Raw genomic sequence first — 14,305 nt, 5'->3', positions numbered from 1 at the left:
TGTGGGAGCGTGCTTGCTCGCGATGGCGTCAGGTCAGCTGGCATTGATGTTGGCTGACCCACCGCTATCGCGAGCAAGCTCGCTCCCACAGGTACTGCATGTACCCTTGGGTACCCAATCTCAAGGCAGCAGAATGGTCGACCCCGTCGTGCGCCGCGCTGACAACTCGGTATGGGCCTTGGCCGCTTCCGCCAGTGGATAACGCTGGTTGATATCCACCGTGAGCTTGCCGCTGGCAATCATCCCGAACAATTCATCAGCCATGCGCTGCAGGTTTTCGGCGTTGTTGGCGTAGGTCGCCAGGGTTGGGCGGGTGACGTACAGCGAGCCCTTGGCCGAGAGAATCCCCAGGTTCACGCCGTCCACCGCGCCGGAGGCGTTGCCGAAGCTCACCACCAGGCCACGAGGCGCCGTGCAATCCAAAGACGTCAGCCACGTGTCCTTGCCAACGCCGTCGTACACCACCGGGACTTTCTTGCCGTCAGTCAATTCCAACACGCGCTGCGGGACGTTTTCCTTGCTGTAGTCGATGACTTCCCAGGCGCCGTGGGATTTGGCGATGGCGGCCTTTTCCGCCGAGCTGACAGTGCCGATCAGCTTCACGCCTAGAGCCTTGGCCCATTGGCAGGCCAGGGAACCGACGCCACCGGCGGCCGCGTGGAACAAAATGGTTTCGCCACCCTTGAGCTCATAGGTCTGGCGCAACAGGTATTGCACGGTCAGGCCCTTGAGCATCACCCCGGCGGCCTGTTCGAAACTGATGGCTTCGGGCAGGTGCACCAGGTTGGCTTCGGGCAACACATGCACATTGCTGTAGGCCCCCAGCGGGCCGCTGCCGTACGCCACCCGGTCGCCGACCTTGAACCGCGTAACATCGGCGCCGACCGCCTCGACCACGCCCGCGCCCTCGGCGCCCAGGCCAGAAGGCAGCGCTGGCGGCGGATACAGGCCGCTGCGGTAATAGGTGTCGATAAAATTCAGGCCGATCGCCTTGTTGCTGACGCGCACCTGCTGCGGGCCCGGCTCGGCCGGCGGGTAGTCGACGTACTCGAGCACTTCGGGACCACCGTGGGAACTGAACTGGATACGTTTGGCCATCTTCACTTTCTCCTTGTCGCAGGACTTTTTACCAAGCCTGCTATCGGACTCCTAAGCTTGACCGTCGTCAACTGTGGCGTGGGCAAGTGCGGTGGTATCCTGTGCGCCCATTTGCCACCGGCCCGCTATACGCCGCGTAGCGTAGCCCTGATCAAGGTGATGTCATGTCCACTCGCACCGAGGCCGTGAAAGCCTACCTGCTCGACCTGCAAGACCGTATCTGCGCCGCCCTGGAAACCGAGGACGGCGGCAGGCGCTTCGTCGAAGACGCCTGGACCCGGCCTGCCGGCGGTGGCGGTCGCACGCGGGTGATCGAAAACGGCACGGTGATCGAAAAGGGCGGCGTCAACTTTTCCCACGTCTTCGGCAGCGGTCTCCCACCTTCGGCCAGCGCCCATCGGCCAGAATTGGCCGGTCGCGGCTTCGAAGCCCTGGGCGTGTCGCTGGTGATCCATCCCCACAACCCCCACGTGCCGACCTCCCACGCCAACGTGCGCTTTTTCATCGCCGAAAAGGAAGGCGAAGAGCCGGTCTGGTGGTTTGGCGGTGGCTTCGACCTGACGCCTTATTACGGCGTGGAAGAGGATTGCGTGCATTGGCACCGCATTGCCCAGCAAGCCTGCGAACCGTTCGGCCCGGACGTCTATTCGCGCTACAAGGCCTGGTGCGACAGCTATTTCCACATCAAGCATCGCAACGAGCCCCGGGGCATCGGCGGCCTGTTTTTCGACGACCTGAACGAGTGGGACTTCGACACCAGCTTCGCTTTCATGCGCGCCATCGGCGACGCCTACATCGATGCCTACCTGCCGATCGTGCGTCGCCGCAAGCACGATGCGTTCACCGCCCAGCAACGGGAGTTCCAGGAATACCGCCGCGGGCGCTACGTGGAATTCAACCTGGTCTATGACCGTGGCACCCTGTTCGGGCTGCAATCGGGCGGGCGTACCGAATCGATCCTGATGTCCCTGCCGCCGCAAGTGCGCTGGGGCTACGACTGGAAAGCCGAGCCGGGCAGCGAAGAAGCGCGGCTGACCGAGTATTTCCTGCAGGATCGCGATTGGCTGGCTACGGCCTGAACGGGGATTATCCATGGACCGCTACGTTGTAATGGGTAACCCGATCGGCCACAGCAAGTCGCCGTTGATCCATCGCCTGTTTGCCGAGCAGACCGGGCAACGCCTGGACTACAGCACGCTGCTGGCACCGCTGGAGGATTTTTCCGGGTGCGCCCAGGCATTTTTCCGCGAGGGGCGTGGGGCGAATGTCACGGTGCCGTTCAAGGAAGACGCTTTCCGCCTGGCCGACGATCTGACCGAGCGAGCCCAACGGGCCGGGGCGGTCAATACGTTGAGCAAGCTGGCCGACGGGCGCCTGTTGGGTGACAACACCGACGGCGCCGGCTTGGTCCGCGACCTGACCGTCAACGCCGGCTTCAGCCTCAAGGGCAAGCGCATTCTCTTGCTCGGCGCCGGCGGCGCGGTGCGCGGCGCCCTGGAACCGCTGCTGGCCGAAGCCCCGGCCTCGGTGATCATCGCCAATCGCACGGTGGAAAAAGCCGAATTGCTCGCCGAGTTGTTCGCCGACCTGGGCCCGGTTTCGGCCAGTGGCTTCGACTGGCTGCAAGAGCCGGTGGACCTGATCATCAACGCCACCTCCGCGAGCCTGTCAGGGGATGTGCCACCGATTGCCGCCAGCTTGATCGAGCCCGGCAAGACGGTTTGCTACGACATGATGTACAGCAAGGAACCGACTTCATTCTGCCGTTGGGCCCGTGAGCACGGGGCGGCGGTGGCGATGGATGGCCTGGGCATGCTCGCCGAGCAGGCGGGCGAAGCCTTCTACCTGTGGCGCGGGGTACGCCCGGACACCGCGCCGGTGCTGGCCGAACTGCGCCGCCAGTTGGCGCTATGAACGGTGAACTGAACTGTGAACTGTGAACTGTGAACTGTGAACTGTGGCGAGGGAGCTTGCTCCCGCTCGGGTGCGAAGCGCCCGCCTGACTGACCGCACGACACTTAAGGTTGGCAAGCCCTCTAGGACTGCTTCACAGCCCAGCGGGAGCAAGCTCCCTCGCCACAGGGGATGCCTGCCTTGAGCACAGGTATGTCTGCCTTGAGCCCTAGTCTTCGAAATGAATCGGGCACGCCTGCGCCCCTTCCAACTTCAACAACTCCTCCACCACCTGCGGCCGGGCCATGCGCAAGGTCAGGCTACGCCCCTGGCCGCGCAGGCGCCGGGCTTCCTGATGGAGCATTTCCACCCCGGAATAATCGATGAAGTTGATCTGCTGGGCATCGATGACCACCCGCTGCGCCTGCAACCGTTGCAGGCGCACTTGCAGGTAATGGCTGGCGCCGAAAAAGATCGAGCCGCCGACCCGCAGGATCTCCGCCTCCCCTTCGCGAAAATGCTGTACCCGCGGCTGCGAGGTGCGCTTGAGGTAAAAGAACAGCGAAGCGAGCACGCCGGCATAAATGGCGGTTTGCAGTTCCAGCAGCAACGTGGCCAGGCAGGTCAGGCTCATCACCACGAATTCGGCGCGACTCACGCGGTACAACGCGCGGATACCCCGGTGATCCACCAGCCCCCAGGCGATCAGCAAAATGCTGCCGGCCATGGCGGGAATCGGGATGTGCGCGATCAGTTTCGCCCCGGCGACCGCAAACAGCGCCACCCACAAGGCCGAGAACACCCCGGCCAGGGGCGAGCAGGCCCCGGCTTCATAGCTGAGGCCGGAACGGGTGAAGGAACCGGCTGACAATGATCCGGAGAAAAATCCTCCGACAATGTTGGAAAGCCCCTGCGCCCTCACCTCCTGATTCGCATCGAGCAACTGCCCGGACCGTACCGACAATGAACGAGCGATAGACAGGCTGGTGACCAACCCGAGCATGCCCACCGCGACGGCACCGGGCAGCAGGCGCAGGATCAGCTCCAGGTCCAGCGGCAGCAAAGTGAGCGGCGGCAGGCGCCCGGCGAAAGCACTGACCAGCGCCACATGCCCGAACATCGCCGGCCACAACCAGACTACCAGGCTGCTGATGACTAAAGTTATCAACAGGCTCGGCCAACGCGGCAGCAAGCGCTTGAGCACGACCCCCAGAATCAAAGTGCCCAATCCCAGCAGCAGCGATGCCTTATCCACAGCCCCGATGTGGTCGACCAGCATCAGCAGGCCCCTCAACGCCGTGGCTTCGTTCGGCAGGTCGAGGCCCAGCAGGTTCGGCAACTGCCCCAGGGCGATGACCACCGCCGCGCCCAGGGTGAAACCCAGCACCACCGAGTGGGAGACGAAATTCACCAGCGCCCCGAAACGCAGCAAACCCAGCAACCACTGGAAGATACCCGCCAGCACCGTCAGCAGCAGGATCAAGGTGATGTAGTCCTGGGATGCGGGCACGGCCAGCGGACTGACGGTGGCGTACAGGACAATGGAGATTGCCGCCGTAGGACCACAGATCAGGTGCCACGACGAACCCCACAGGCAGGCGATCAGCACCGGCACGATCGCCGCGTACAAGCCGTACTCGGGGGGCAGGCCGGCAATCAGGGCGTAGGCAATGGACTGCGGCAACGCGAGAATCGCGCCGCTGAGGCCGACTATCAGGTCACGGCCGACACTGGCCCGGGTCTGCCGGGGCAGCCAGCTCAGGAAGGGAAAAAGTGAATGGCGCGTGGGGATTGCCATGGGGCCTCAGGGATGGGATTTGGCGCAAGAGTATCAGGTGAACCCATGTGGCGAGGGAGCTTGCTCCCGCTCGGTCGCGCAGCGGCCGCAAAAAATCGGGACCGCTGCGCAGTCCAGCGGGAGCACGCTCCCTCGCCACAAAAGCCGCTCGCCATTATGCCTAGAGCTTGGCCTTCACCGCCGCCAACGCGTCTTTGCCATCCAGGGTCTTCACACCGTCCAGCCATTTATCCAGCACCGCCGGGTTGGCCTTGATCCAGGCCTTGGCCGCATCGGCGTTGCTGACCTTGTTGTTGACCACCTCGGCCATGATGCTGTTTTCCATTTCCTGGGTGAAGCTCAGGTTGGTCAGCAGCTTGCCCACGTTCGGGCAGGCCTGTGCATAACCTTTGCGCGTCAGCGTATAGACGCTGCCGGTGTCGCCGAAGTATTTCTCGCCGCCCTTGAGGTAGTGCATTTTCAATTGCACGTTCATTGGGTGCGGGGTCCAGCCGAGGAAGGTCACGAACTTCTGTTTTTTCACCGCCCGGGAGACTTCCGCCAACATCGCCTGCTCGCTGGACTCCACCAGTTTCCACTCACCCATGCCGAAGTCGTTGGTCTTGATGATTTCTTTCAGGGAGAGGTTGGCCGGGGCGCCGGAACCGATGCCGTAGATTTTCTTGTCGAACTTGTCGGCAAATTTGTTCAGGTCGGCAAAGTTATGCACACCCGCGTCCCAGACGTAATCCGGGACCGCCAGGGTGAACTCGGTGCCGTCCAGGTTCTTGGCCAGTTGCGTGACGTCGCCATTGGCCACGAACTTGTCATAGAAACCCTGCTGCGCCGGCATCCAGTTACCCAGGAATACATCCACCTGGCCATCCTTGAGGCCACCGAAGGTAATCGGCACGGCGAGGGTGTCGACTTTGGCCTTGTAGCCCATCCCGTCCAGCAGGAAACCGGTGATGGCGTTGGTGGCGGCAATGTCGCTCCAGCCCGGATCGGCCATCTTCACCGTTTCGCAGCTTTGCTCGGCCCAGGCCGAAACGCTGCTCAATGCCAACAGCCCAGCGGTCAGTACTGTGGATAACTTTTGCATGGCTTGCCCCTTACGTTATTGGTTTTGGCAGGGTTGTGGATAACGGGCCTTGCGCTCCAGATCGTCGAGGTCGATGTGGTTACGCATGTACTGCTGGCTGGCGTCCACCAGCGGCTGGTGATCCCAGCTCTTGAGTTTGCCCAGGGTCAGCGCCTGGGCGACGAAACGGCGGCGGCGCTGGCTGGCAAGAACCTGTTGGTGAATGGTCGAAATATCCCACTTGGCGCGGGCTTCGGCGAGAAAATCGCTGAACAGGGACAGATGCTCGGCGGATTGGCTGAGATCTTCCAATTCCTTGGGATCGTTGCGAACATCGAACAGCAGGCACGGGTCATCTTCGCTGTAGATGAATTTCCAAGGGCCACGACGGATCATCATCAACGGGCTGATGGTGCCTTCGGCCATGTACTCACCGAAGACTTCATCATGGCCGCCCTGCCCTTGCAGGTGCGGCACCAGCGAACGGCCATCCAGCGGCAAGCCCGGTTCCAGCGTGCCCCCGGCCAGTTCCACCAGGGTCGGCAGCAAGTCGGCGGTGGACACGGCCGCGCCCACCCGGGCGCTGGCGAACTGCCCTGGTGCGCTGATCAGCAACGGTACGCGAGCGGCCATTTCGAACCAGTGCATTTTGTACCAGAGGCCCTTTTCGCCGAGCATGTCCCCGTGATCGCCGGAGAACACGATAATCGTATCGTCCAGCAGACCGGTGTCCTCCAGGGTTTGCAGCAGCTTGCCGACGTTGCTGTCAATGTAGCTGCATGCGCCGAAATAGGCGCGACGGGCATCGCGAATCTTATCCACAGGCAGCGGCTTGTCCCACAAGTCATAGACCTTCAGCAGTCGCTGGGAATGTGGATCGAGGTCCGTTTGCGCCGGGGTCTGGGGCAATGGGATGTCGTTGTCGTCATACAAATCCCAAAAGGCCTTGGGAATCGTGTACGGGTCGTGTGGGTGGGTCATCGACACGGTGAGGCAGAACGGCTGTTCACCGTCCTCGCGGATGTGGTCGAACAGGTACTGCTGGGCCTTGAACACCACTTCTTCATCGAAATCCAATTGGTTGGTGCGCACGCAAGGCCCGGCCTGCAACACCGACGACATGTTGTGGTACCAACTGGGCCGCACGTCCGGCTCGTCCCAGTTCACCGCCCAACCGTAGTCGGCCGGGTAGATGTCGCTGGTCAGCCGCTCTTCGTAGCCGTGCAGTTGGTCGGGGCCACAAAAGTGCATCTTGCCGGACAACGCCGTGCGGTAGCCGAGGCGGCGCAGGTAATGGGCGTAGGTCGGCACATCTGCGGGAAAGTCCGCCGCGTTGTCGTACGCGCCGATCTTGCTTGGCAACTGGCCGCTCACCAGGGTAAACCGCGACGGCGCGCACAGAGGGCTGTTGCAATAGGCGGCGTCGAACACCACGCCCTCGGCGGCCAGGCGTGACAGGTTCGGCAGCTTGATCGGTGAAGGACCGTAGATCGGCAACATTGGCGCGGCCATTTGATCGGCCATGATGAAAAGAATGTTCTTGCGCTTCATGTATTCGCGGCATTCCATAGTAGGCAGTTATGCGACATTGCTGCGATTGAGCATGTAGCCCCCGGGTTTTGGGGTAAAGCCCATGCAGGATAATGACTAGGATAAGCACAGCTTATGTATGACGCCCTGGGTAACCTGTCCCTGGAACTGTTCCGAGCCTTTGAAGCCGCGGCCCGCCAACAAAGCTTTACCGCGGCGGCGATTGAGCTGGGCACCACGCAACCGGCCATCAGCCAGCAGATCAAGCGCCTGGAAGAGCAACTGGGCACGCGGTTGTTCGATCGCATCTACCGCGGCATCGAACTGACCGAGGCCGGGACGATCCTGTTCGAGCAGGTGCAGGCCGGTTTGCAGAGCATCGATGCCGGGCTCAGCGCCATCACCGCCCAACACCAGCATGAGGTGCTGCAAGTCGCCACGGACTTCGCCTTCGCCGCATATTGGCTGATGCCGCGCCTGCATCGCTTTCACGCCGCCAACCCGCAGGTGGACGTGAGCCTGGTGACCAGTGAACGCAACCACAACATGCTCCGCACCGATATCGACGTTGCCGTGCTATTCGGCGACGGTCGCTTCAAACAAGGCGAAAGTCGCTGGCTGTTCAGCGAAGAAGTCTTCCCGGTGTGCAGCCCGCTGCTGCTCAAGGAACGTCCCCTGCCCTTGCCCGCCCAGGCCTTGGCGGAATTTCCGTTGCTGCATTTGCGCGCGAGCAACAGCAACAGCTGGTTCGACTGGAGTGGTGTATTCCGCGAATTGGGCATCACCTCACCGCCGGCGCCCGGACAGTTGCGCTTCGACAACTACACGCTGCTCATCCAGGCGGCGATTGGCGGCCAAGGCGTCGCCATCGGCTGGCGTCACCTTGTGGATAACTTATTGGCCCAGGGCCTGTTGTGTCGTCCGATCCCGGAAACAGTGCTGTCGCGGCTGGGGTATTACGTGGTCTTGCCCCAGCGTAAACGGCGCGGTGTGTTGATCCGGCAATTCGTCGATTGGCTGATGGAAGAACAGGCCAACAGCGCCGAATCGCTCACGGGATTGCCGTTGCCGTCGATTGCTGTTTGAGTACGTGGCCGTCGTTTTAGGGCTGCTTCGCAGCCCAGCGGGAGCAAGCTCCCTCGCCACGGGATGTCCATCGCTAATTGGCGGGCACGAAGTTGACGTGCTCGCCGACGTGCAGGTTCAGGCGCAGCTCGTCGGCGATGCCGACCGCCACGCGGTTGAGCCGCTCCAAGGTTTCGGCCAGGCCGGGTTCCAGGCTGGTGCTGACCTGGCTGAAATGTTCGATGCCCAGGCCAGGCGCGGCGTAGGGCGCGTTGATCAAGGTCCACTGCAAGGCACTGCTCTTCAGGGCGTCGAGCATCTCTTCGGCGGCATGGCGCTGCAAATCATCGTCGGCCTGTTCTTCGTCCAGCATCGCAAAATCGCCCACCAGGAACAGCCGTGTCATGTTCACCGCCTGCATGCCGGCGATCAGGGCATCCACTGCCAGGACCTGCTCCACCGGGCCGGGAATCAAGGTGCGCTCCACCTGTTCGCTGTTCATCGGCAACCCTGGTGCGTTCAACAGGCACACCACGGCGCTGGCGCCGGCGACACTTTGCTTGACCCGCTCCGGGTCGAACAGATCGCCGGTCTTGGTTCGCAGGCCCGGGCGTGGGGCCAGGGCGGTGAGGTCGTCGAGAATGGCGATGACCTCATGCTGGCGCCGTAGCAGTTCAGCCATCAACGCACTGCCGAGGCTGCTCATGGCACCATAGAGCACCACTTTGATGACCGGGGTTTCGGCGTTTTTCATGGCTGTTTTCCTCGTTGTCCCGCCTGTAAAGGCTCTGACCCGCGGCAAACGGCGAGGGTTCGGCCTCTTTTCAAGGAGAAACAGATGCAGCGGATCAAGGGCTACCACGCCCACGTGTATTTCGATGCCAACACCCTCGACCAGGCGCGGGCGCTGTGTGAGGAAGCGGCGCAGTTGTTCCCGCTGAAAATGGGCCGCGTCCATCAACGCCCGGTCGGCCCCCACCCGGACTGGAGTTGTCAGCTGGCCTTCGATCCGCAGTACATCGGCGTGGTCCTGCCGTGGCTGGCCCTGAATCGCAAGGGGCTGGTGATTTTCCTGCACCCGGAGACCGGCGATGACCTGGCCGACCACACCGACCATGCGATCTGGATGGGGGCGGTGCGGCCGTTGAATCTTTCAGCCTTTAAAGCAAAAACCTGACTGCTTTTGTGGCGAGGGGGGGTGGGGCCGCGCGGGGGGGGGGGGGGGGCCGCCCGCGGGGGGCGCGGGGGCCGCCCGAGGGAGCTTGCTCCCGCTCGGTTGCGCAGCGGCCGCAAAATCCTGGGGCCGCTGCGCAGCCCAGCGGGAGCAAGCTCCCTCGCCACAAAAGCACAGCAGCACAGCAGCACAGCAGCACACAACAACACCGCAACACAGCTCGCTTGGCCAGTCATCAACCATTGCAGCGGCGAAAGGCTGCTGAAAGCTTGCGCGATTAGGATCGCCTCACCTACCGGCAACAGACCGGTGGCCTACAACGAGTCTTTCTGATGCTCGTTCGGCCTTTTTAACAACAACAATGGTGATTCTGATGTCCGCTGCTACCCGTCCCGCTGCACCCACTCCATCCGTCCGCCCCGTGCTTTGCATCCTGCGCTGACCTGTCCGGTTCGCCTTCCATAGCCGCGCCACGCCTGGAGTATTTCCCATGCTGACTTTCCTTGGCTTCGCCATGGTCATCACGTTCATGTTCCTGATCATGACCAAGCGCCTGTCCGCGCTGATCGCCCTGATCATCATCCCGATCCTGTTCGCCCTGTTCGGTGGCTTCGCGCCGAAAATCGGCCCGATGATGCTCGAAGGCATCACCAAGCTCGCCCCGACCGGGGTGATGCTGATGTTCGCGATTCTGTATTTTGCCCTGATGATCGACTCCGGCCTGTTCGACCCGGCCGTGCGCAAGATTCTCAAGCTGGTCAAGGGCGACCCGTTGAAAGTTTCGGTCGGTACCGCCGTTCTGGCGCTCGTCGTTTCCCTTGATGGTGACGGCGCGACCACTTACATGATCTGCGTGGCCGCGATGCTGCCGCTCTACAGCCGCATCGGCATGAGCCCGCGCATCATGGCTGGCCTGATCATCCTTGCCGGCGGCGTGATGAACATGACCCCGTGGGGCGGCCCGACCGCCCGGGCGGCCAGTGCGCTGCACGTGGACCCGTCCGACATCTTCGTGCCGATGATTCCCGCCATGCTGGCCGGTGTCGTGGCAATCCTGGCAATCGCCTACATGTATGGCAAACGCGAGCGGGCGCGCCTGGGTGAATTGCACTTGGCGAGCGACGAGATCGACCACAGCGAAATCAGCGTGTCCCAGTTCCCGGACGCTCGCCGTCCGAAGCTGATCTGGTTCAACGGCGCGCTGACCCTGGCCCTGATGTGCACCCTGATCGCCGGCCTGTTGCCATTGCCGGTGCTGTTCATGGTGGCCTTCAGCATCGCGATGATCGTCAACTACCCGTGCCTGCAACAGCAGAAAGACCGCGTCGCGGCGCACGCCGGTAGTGTACTGGCGGTGGTCGGGCTGATCTTTGCGGCAGGGATTTTCACCGGCATCCTGTCCGGCACCGGCATGGTCGACGCCATGTCCAAGAGCCTGCTGGCGGTGATTCCGGAATTCCTCGGTCCTTACCTGGCGGTCATCACCGCATTGGTGAGCATGCCGTTCACGTTCTTCATGTCCAACGATGCATTTTATTACGGGGTGTTACCGGTTTTGGCCGAAGCCGCCAGTCATTACGGCATCACCGCCGTCGAAATGGCCCGTGCCTCCATCGTTGGCCAGCCCGTGCATCTGCTGAGTCCGTTGGTTCCGTCGACTTATCTGCTGGTGGCCCTGGCGGGAATCGAGTTCGGCGATCACCAACGCTTCACCTTGAAGTGGGCAGTACTGGTTTGCCTGTGCATAATGTTCGCCGCCTTGCTGATGGGGATTTTTCCGCTGTTCAGCACTCTATAAAAGCAACGCCCGCTGCGTCGCCCCTCTCGGGTAACCGAAGGCGCGGCGCGGCCTAACACTCGCTCAAAGGAACTCACATGGAATGGCTGACCAACCCGGAAATCTGGGTTGCCTTCTTTACCCTGACTGCCCTGGAAATCGTTCTGGGCATCGATAACATCATCATGATCTCGATCCTGGTCAGCCGCATGCCCAAGCACATGCAGGCGCGCACCCGGATTTTCGGTCTGGCGCTGGCCATGATCACGCGGATCCTGTTGCTGCTGTCCATCACCTGGGTCATGCGCCTGACGGCCGATTTGTTCGAAGTGTTCGGCCAGGGCATCTCCGGTCGTGACCTGATCCTGTTCTTCGGCGGCCTGTTCCTGCTGTGGAAAAGCTCCCAAGAGATGTACCACGCGCTGGAAGGCGAAGATGAAAGCAGCGACGCGCCTTCGGGCAAGGGCGGCAATTTCATCTACACCATCATCCAGATCGCGATCATCGACATCGTGTTCTCCCTGGACTCGGTCATCACCGCGGTCGGCATGGTTTCCCATGTGCCGGTCATGGTCGCGGCAATCATCGTCGCCGTACTGGTGATGATGCTGGCTTCGGGCACCATCAGCACATTCATCGACAAGCACCCGTCGCTGAAAATGCTGGCGCTGTCGTTCCTGCTGGTGGTCGGTACCGTGTTGATCGCCGAGTCGTTCGACGTGCACGTGCCAAAAGGCTACGTCTACTTCGCCATGGCGTTCTCCCTGGCGGTGGAAGCAGTCAACATCAAGATGCGCACCGCGATGGCACGCAAGCGCAAGCAACAGGATCCGGTGAAACTGCGCAAGGACATGCCGGGTCAGTAAGGTAGAGGGCAGTGAATGAAAGGGGCTCTTGGAGCCCCTTTTTCATGCCTGCGGGAAAGCGGCCGGATGCAATACCTGTGGGAGCGAGCTTGCTCGCGATAGCGGCCTGACAGTCGAAGAAGATGTTGGATGTTATGGCCTCATCGCGAGCAAGCTCGCTCCCACAGGGGTGTTTGAGGAATTTATTTTCATGACAGTTTTGTTTCAATCAATTCTTTAGCTGTGCAATGCTGGCGCCCGTACCGTTCGCCAACTACAGCTTAAGTACAAGAACGAAGAATGTGGCATCACCCATTTGTTCCTTTGGGACGCTAACAGGGGGCCTCTCATGCTGACCCTGCTCAATTTGCTCTCCGCCGTGGCCCTGCTGATCTGGGGCACGCATATCGTGCGTACTGGCATCCTGCGGGTCTATGGCTCGAACCTGCGCCACGTCATCAGCCAGAACATGTCCCGGCGCTGGCTGGCGTTCATCGCCGGCATCATGGTCACGGCCATGGTCCAGAGCAGCAACGCCACGGCCATGCTCGTCACCTCGTTCGTCGGCCAGGGCCTGATGGCGCTGACCCCGGCCCTGGCGACCATGCTCGGCGCCGATGTCGGTACCGCGCTGATGGCGCGGGTGCTGACCCTCGACCTGTCGTGGTTGTCACCGCTGCTGATTTTCCTCGGGGTGATTTTTTTCCTCTCGCGCAAACAGACGCGCGTCGGGCAAATGGGTCGGGTCAGCATCGGCCTGGGCCTGATCATCCTCGCCTTGCAGTTAATCGTCGAAGCCGCCGCGCCCATCACCCACGCCCAAGGCGTGAAAGTGATCTTCGCTTCACTGACCGGCGACATCCTGCTCGATGCGCTGGTCGGCGCGCTGTTCGCAATGGTCTCCTATTCCAGCCTCGCGGCCGTGCTGCTGACCGCGACACTGGCCGGCGCCGCGGTGATCAGCCTGCCGGTGGCCATCGGCCTGGTGATCGGCGCCAACATCGGCAGCGGCATCCTGGCGTTCCTCAGCACCAGCATGCAGAACACCGCCGGACGCCAGGTGGCGCTGGGCAGCCTGCTGTACAAGCTGATCGGGCTGGTGTTGATCATTCCGGTGCTCGATCCGCTGGTGGGCTGGCTCGATAGCCTGGATTTCAGCCCCCAGGAAACCGTGATCGGCTTCCACCTGCTCTACAACGCCGTGCGGTGCCTGGTGTTGCTGCCCAGCGTCGGCCCGATGGCCAGGCTTTGTGCCTGGCTGCTGCCGGAGCGGCCCGAGACCAACGGCACGGCCAAGCCCCGCCACCTGGACGCCACCGCCCTCGCCACTCCGAGCCTGGCCCTGGCGAACGCGGCCCGGGAAACCTTGCGCATCGGCGACCTGATCGAAAACATGCTCGAAGCCATGCTGGACGTGCTGCGCGGAGCGCAAACGGCGGTGACCCAGGACGTCCGGCGCATGAGCGATGACGTCGAAGCGCTGTGCAGTGCCATCAAGTTGTACATGGCGCAAATGCCCCGTGAGGACCTCAGCGAACAAGACAGCCGCCGCTGGGCGGAGATCATCGAACTGGCGATCAATCTCAAGCTGGCCAGCGACCTCATCGAGCGCATGTTGCGCAAGGTCCAGCAGCAGAAAACCTCGCAACGTCGTTCCTTTTCCGAGGTCGGCCTGGAGGAATTGGCGGGGCTGCACAGCCACTTGATCGCCAACCTGCGATTGGGCCTGTCGGTATTCCTCAGCGCCGACCGGGAAAGCGCCCGGCAGTTGTTGCGTGAGAAACGTCGCTTTCGGGCGCAGGAGCGGCGCATGGCCCACGCCCATGTCAGCCGTTTGCAACGCAAAGTCGTACAAAGCATGGAGACCAGTTCCCTGCACCTGGAGCTGATCGCTGACATGCGACGCCTCAATTCGCTGTTTTGCGGCAGTGCCTACGTGGTGCTGGAAACGTCCGAGATCGGCGCCCTGGCGGCCGATGAAATTTCCGACATTACCCATTCGCCGTGAACGACTGGCGCATTGGTCAGTCAGTAACAATGTCAGTGAAAAACGTCAGTCAAAAAC

General features: G+C 62.0%; 12 protein-coding genes. 7 read left to right on the top strand and 5 right to left on the bottom strand.

All coding sequences use genetic code 11. From position 1 onward, the window contains the following. Positions 1-120: 120 nt before the first annotated feature. On the bottom strand, positions 121-1,098 hold the full coding sequence (locus tag ACIPQ1_RS05815) for an NADPH:quinone reductase (protein WP_446533736.1): 978 nt from the start codon (positions 1,096-1,098) through the stop codon (positions 121-123). A 164-nt stretch (positions 1,099-1,262) separates the two neighbouring features. Here ACIPQ1_RS05815 and hemF point away from each other — a divergent pair, with 164 nt between their 5' ends. Together hemF and aroE are read left to right on the top strand one after the other, a co-directional pair. Next, positions 1,263-2,177: an oxygen-dependent coproporphyrinogen oxidase gene (gene hemF, locus ACIPQ1_RS05810; RefSeq protein ID WP_411386076.1), complete on the top strand. Its 915-nt coding sequence runs from the start codon at positions 1,263-1,265 to the stop codon at positions 2,175-2,177. 13 nt (positions 2,178-2,190) lie between these two features. Then, positions 2,191-3,012: a shikimate dehydrogenase gene (aroE, locus tag ACIPQ1_RS05805; protein WP_446533735.1), complete on the top strand. Its 822-nt coding sequence runs from the start codon at positions 2,191-2,193 to the stop codon at positions 3,010-3,012. A 208-nt stretch (positions 3,013-3,220) separates the two neighbouring features. On the opposite strand, the gene ACIPQ1_RS05800 is transcribed toward aroE, so the two are convergent. The 3 genes from ACIPQ1_RS05800 to betC all read right to left on the bottom strand — a co-directional run bounded on the left by ACIPQ1_RS05800 (position 3,221) and on the right by betC (position 7,400). Beyond that, entirely contained in the window at positions 3,221-4,789 is a 1,569-nt protein-coding gene (locus tag ACIPQ1_RS05800) for a SulP family inorganic anion transporter (protein WP_446533734.1), read from the bottom strand. Positions 4,790-4,949: 160 nt separating this feature from the next. Next, positions 4,950-5,870, bottom strand: coding sequence for a choline ABC transporter substrate-binding protein (choX, locus tag ACIPQ1_RS05795; protein WP_014335844.1), 921 nt, complete (start codon positions 5,868-5,870; stop codon positions 4,950-4,952). A gap of 15 nt (positions 5,871-5,885) precedes the next feature. Continuing rightward, positions 5,886-7,400, bottom strand: a complete 1,515-nt coding sequence (gene betC / locus ACIPQ1_RS05790; protein WP_446533733.1) for a choline-sulfatase — start codon at positions 7,398-7,400, stop codon at positions 5,886-5,888. A 114-nt stretch (positions 7,401-7,514) separates the two neighbouring features. Between betC and ACIPQ1_RS05785 the strand changes: the two genes are divergently transcribed. Next, complete coding sequence (locus ACIPQ1_RS05785) at positions 7,515-8,465, top strand: choline sulfate utilization transcriptional regulator (RefSeq protein WP_446533732.1); 951 nt, start codon at positions 7,515-7,517, stop codon at positions 8,463-8,465. Positions 8,466-8,538: 73 nt separating this feature from the next. Here the strand turns inward: ACIPQ1_RS05785 and ACIPQ1_RS05780 are convergent, their stop codons facing one another. Then, the gene (locus ACIPQ1_RS05780; RefSeq protein ID WP_250961557.1) at positions 8,539-9,198 is read right to left on the bottom strand and encodes an NAD(P)-dependent oxidoreductase; all 660 of its coding nucleotides are present in this window, start codon (positions 9,196-9,198) and stop codon (positions 8,539-8,541) included. Positions 9,199-9,282: 84 nt separating this feature from the next. Between ACIPQ1_RS05780 and ACIPQ1_RS05775 the strand changes: the two genes are divergently transcribed. The 4 genes from ACIPQ1_RS05775 to ACIPQ1_RS05760 all read left to right on the top strand — a co-directional run bounded on the left by ACIPQ1_RS05775 (position 9,283) and on the right by ACIPQ1_RS05760 (position 14,248). Further along, entirely contained in the window at positions 9,283-9,621 is a 339-nt protein-coding gene (locus ACIPQ1_RS05775) for a DOPA 4,5-dioxygenase family protein (RefSeq protein ID WP_186706413.1), read from the top strand. A 487-nt stretch (positions 9,622-10,108) separates the two neighbouring features. After that, complete coding sequence (locus ACIPQ1_RS05770; RefSeq protein ID WP_411386071.1) at positions 10,109-11,416, top strand: CitMHS family transporter; 1,308 nt, start codon at positions 10,109-10,111, stop codon at positions 11,414-11,416. A gap of 77 nt (positions 11,417-11,493) precedes the next feature. Next, complete coding sequence (locus ACIPQ1_RS05765; RefSeq protein ID WP_186706414.1) at positions 11,494-12,261, top strand: TerC family protein; 768 nt, start codon at positions 11,494-11,496, stop codon at positions 12,259-12,261. Positions 12,262-12,589: 328 nt separating this feature from the next. After that, positions 12,590-14,248: a Na/Pi cotransporter family protein gene (locus ACIPQ1_RS05760; RefSeq protein WP_186728492.1), complete on the top strand. Its 1,659-nt coding sequence runs from the start codon at positions 12,590-12,592 to the stop codon at positions 14,246-14,248. Positions 14,249-14,305: the final 57 nt, after the last annotated feature.

This window comes from Pseudomonas sp. LARHCG127, assembly GCF_052871455.1.
The sequence above is the reverse complement of the archived record's forward strand: the minus strand, read 5'-3'. Positions and strand labels throughout refer to the sequence as shown.

What these genes read in the sequence shown, in the direction of transcription:
- ACIPQ1_RS05815 (WP_446533736.1), bottom strand. Translation starts at nt 1,098, where the DNA reads ATGGCCAAACGTATCCAGTTCAGTTCCCACGGTGGTCCCGAAGTGCTC.
- hemF (WP_411386076.1), top strand. Translation starts at nt 1,263, where the DNA reads ATGTCCACTCGCACCGAGGCCGTGAAAGCCTACCTGCTCGACCTGCAA.
- aroE (WP_446533735.1), top strand. Translation starts at nt 2,191, where the DNA reads ATGGACCGCTACGTTGTAATGGGTAACCCGATCGGCCACAGCAAGTCG.
- ACIPQ1_RS05800 (WP_446533734.1), bottom strand. Translation starts at nt 4,789, where the DNA reads ATGGCAATCCCCACGCGCCATTCACTTTTTCCCTTCCTGAGCTGGCTG.
- choX (WP_014335844.1), bottom strand. Translation starts at nt 5,870, where the DNA reads ATGCAAAAGTTATCCACAGTACTGACCGCTGGGCTGTTGGCATTGAGC.
- betC (WP_446533733.1), bottom strand. Translation starts at nt 7,400, where the DNA reads ATGAAGCGCAAGAACATTCTTTTCATCATGGCCGATCAAATGGCCGCG.
- ACIPQ1_RS05785 (WP_446533732.1), top strand. Translation starts at nt 7,515, where the DNA reads ATGTATGACGCCCTGGGTAACCTGTCCCTGGAACTGTTCCGAGCCTTT.
- ACIPQ1_RS05780 (WP_250961557.1), bottom strand. Translation starts at nt 9,198, where the DNA reads ATGAAAAACGCCGAAACCCCGGTCATCAAAGTGGTGCTCTATGGTGCC.
- ACIPQ1_RS05775 (WP_186706413.1), top strand. Translation starts at nt 9,283, where the DNA reads ATGCAGCGGATCAAGGGCTACCACGCCCACGTGTATTTCGATGCCAAC.
- ACIPQ1_RS05770 (WP_411386071.1), top strand. Translation starts at nt 10,109, where the DNA reads ATGCTGACTTTCCTTGGCTTCGCCATGGTCATCACGTTCATGTTCCTG.
- ACIPQ1_RS05765 (WP_186706414.1), top strand. Translation starts at nt 11,494, where the DNA reads ATGGAATGGCTGACCAACCCGGAAATCTGGGTTGCCTTCTTTACCCTG.
- ACIPQ1_RS05760 (WP_186728492.1), top strand. Translation starts at nt 12,590, where the DNA reads ATGCTGACCCTGCTCAATTTGCTCTCCGCCGTGGCCCTGCTGATCTGG.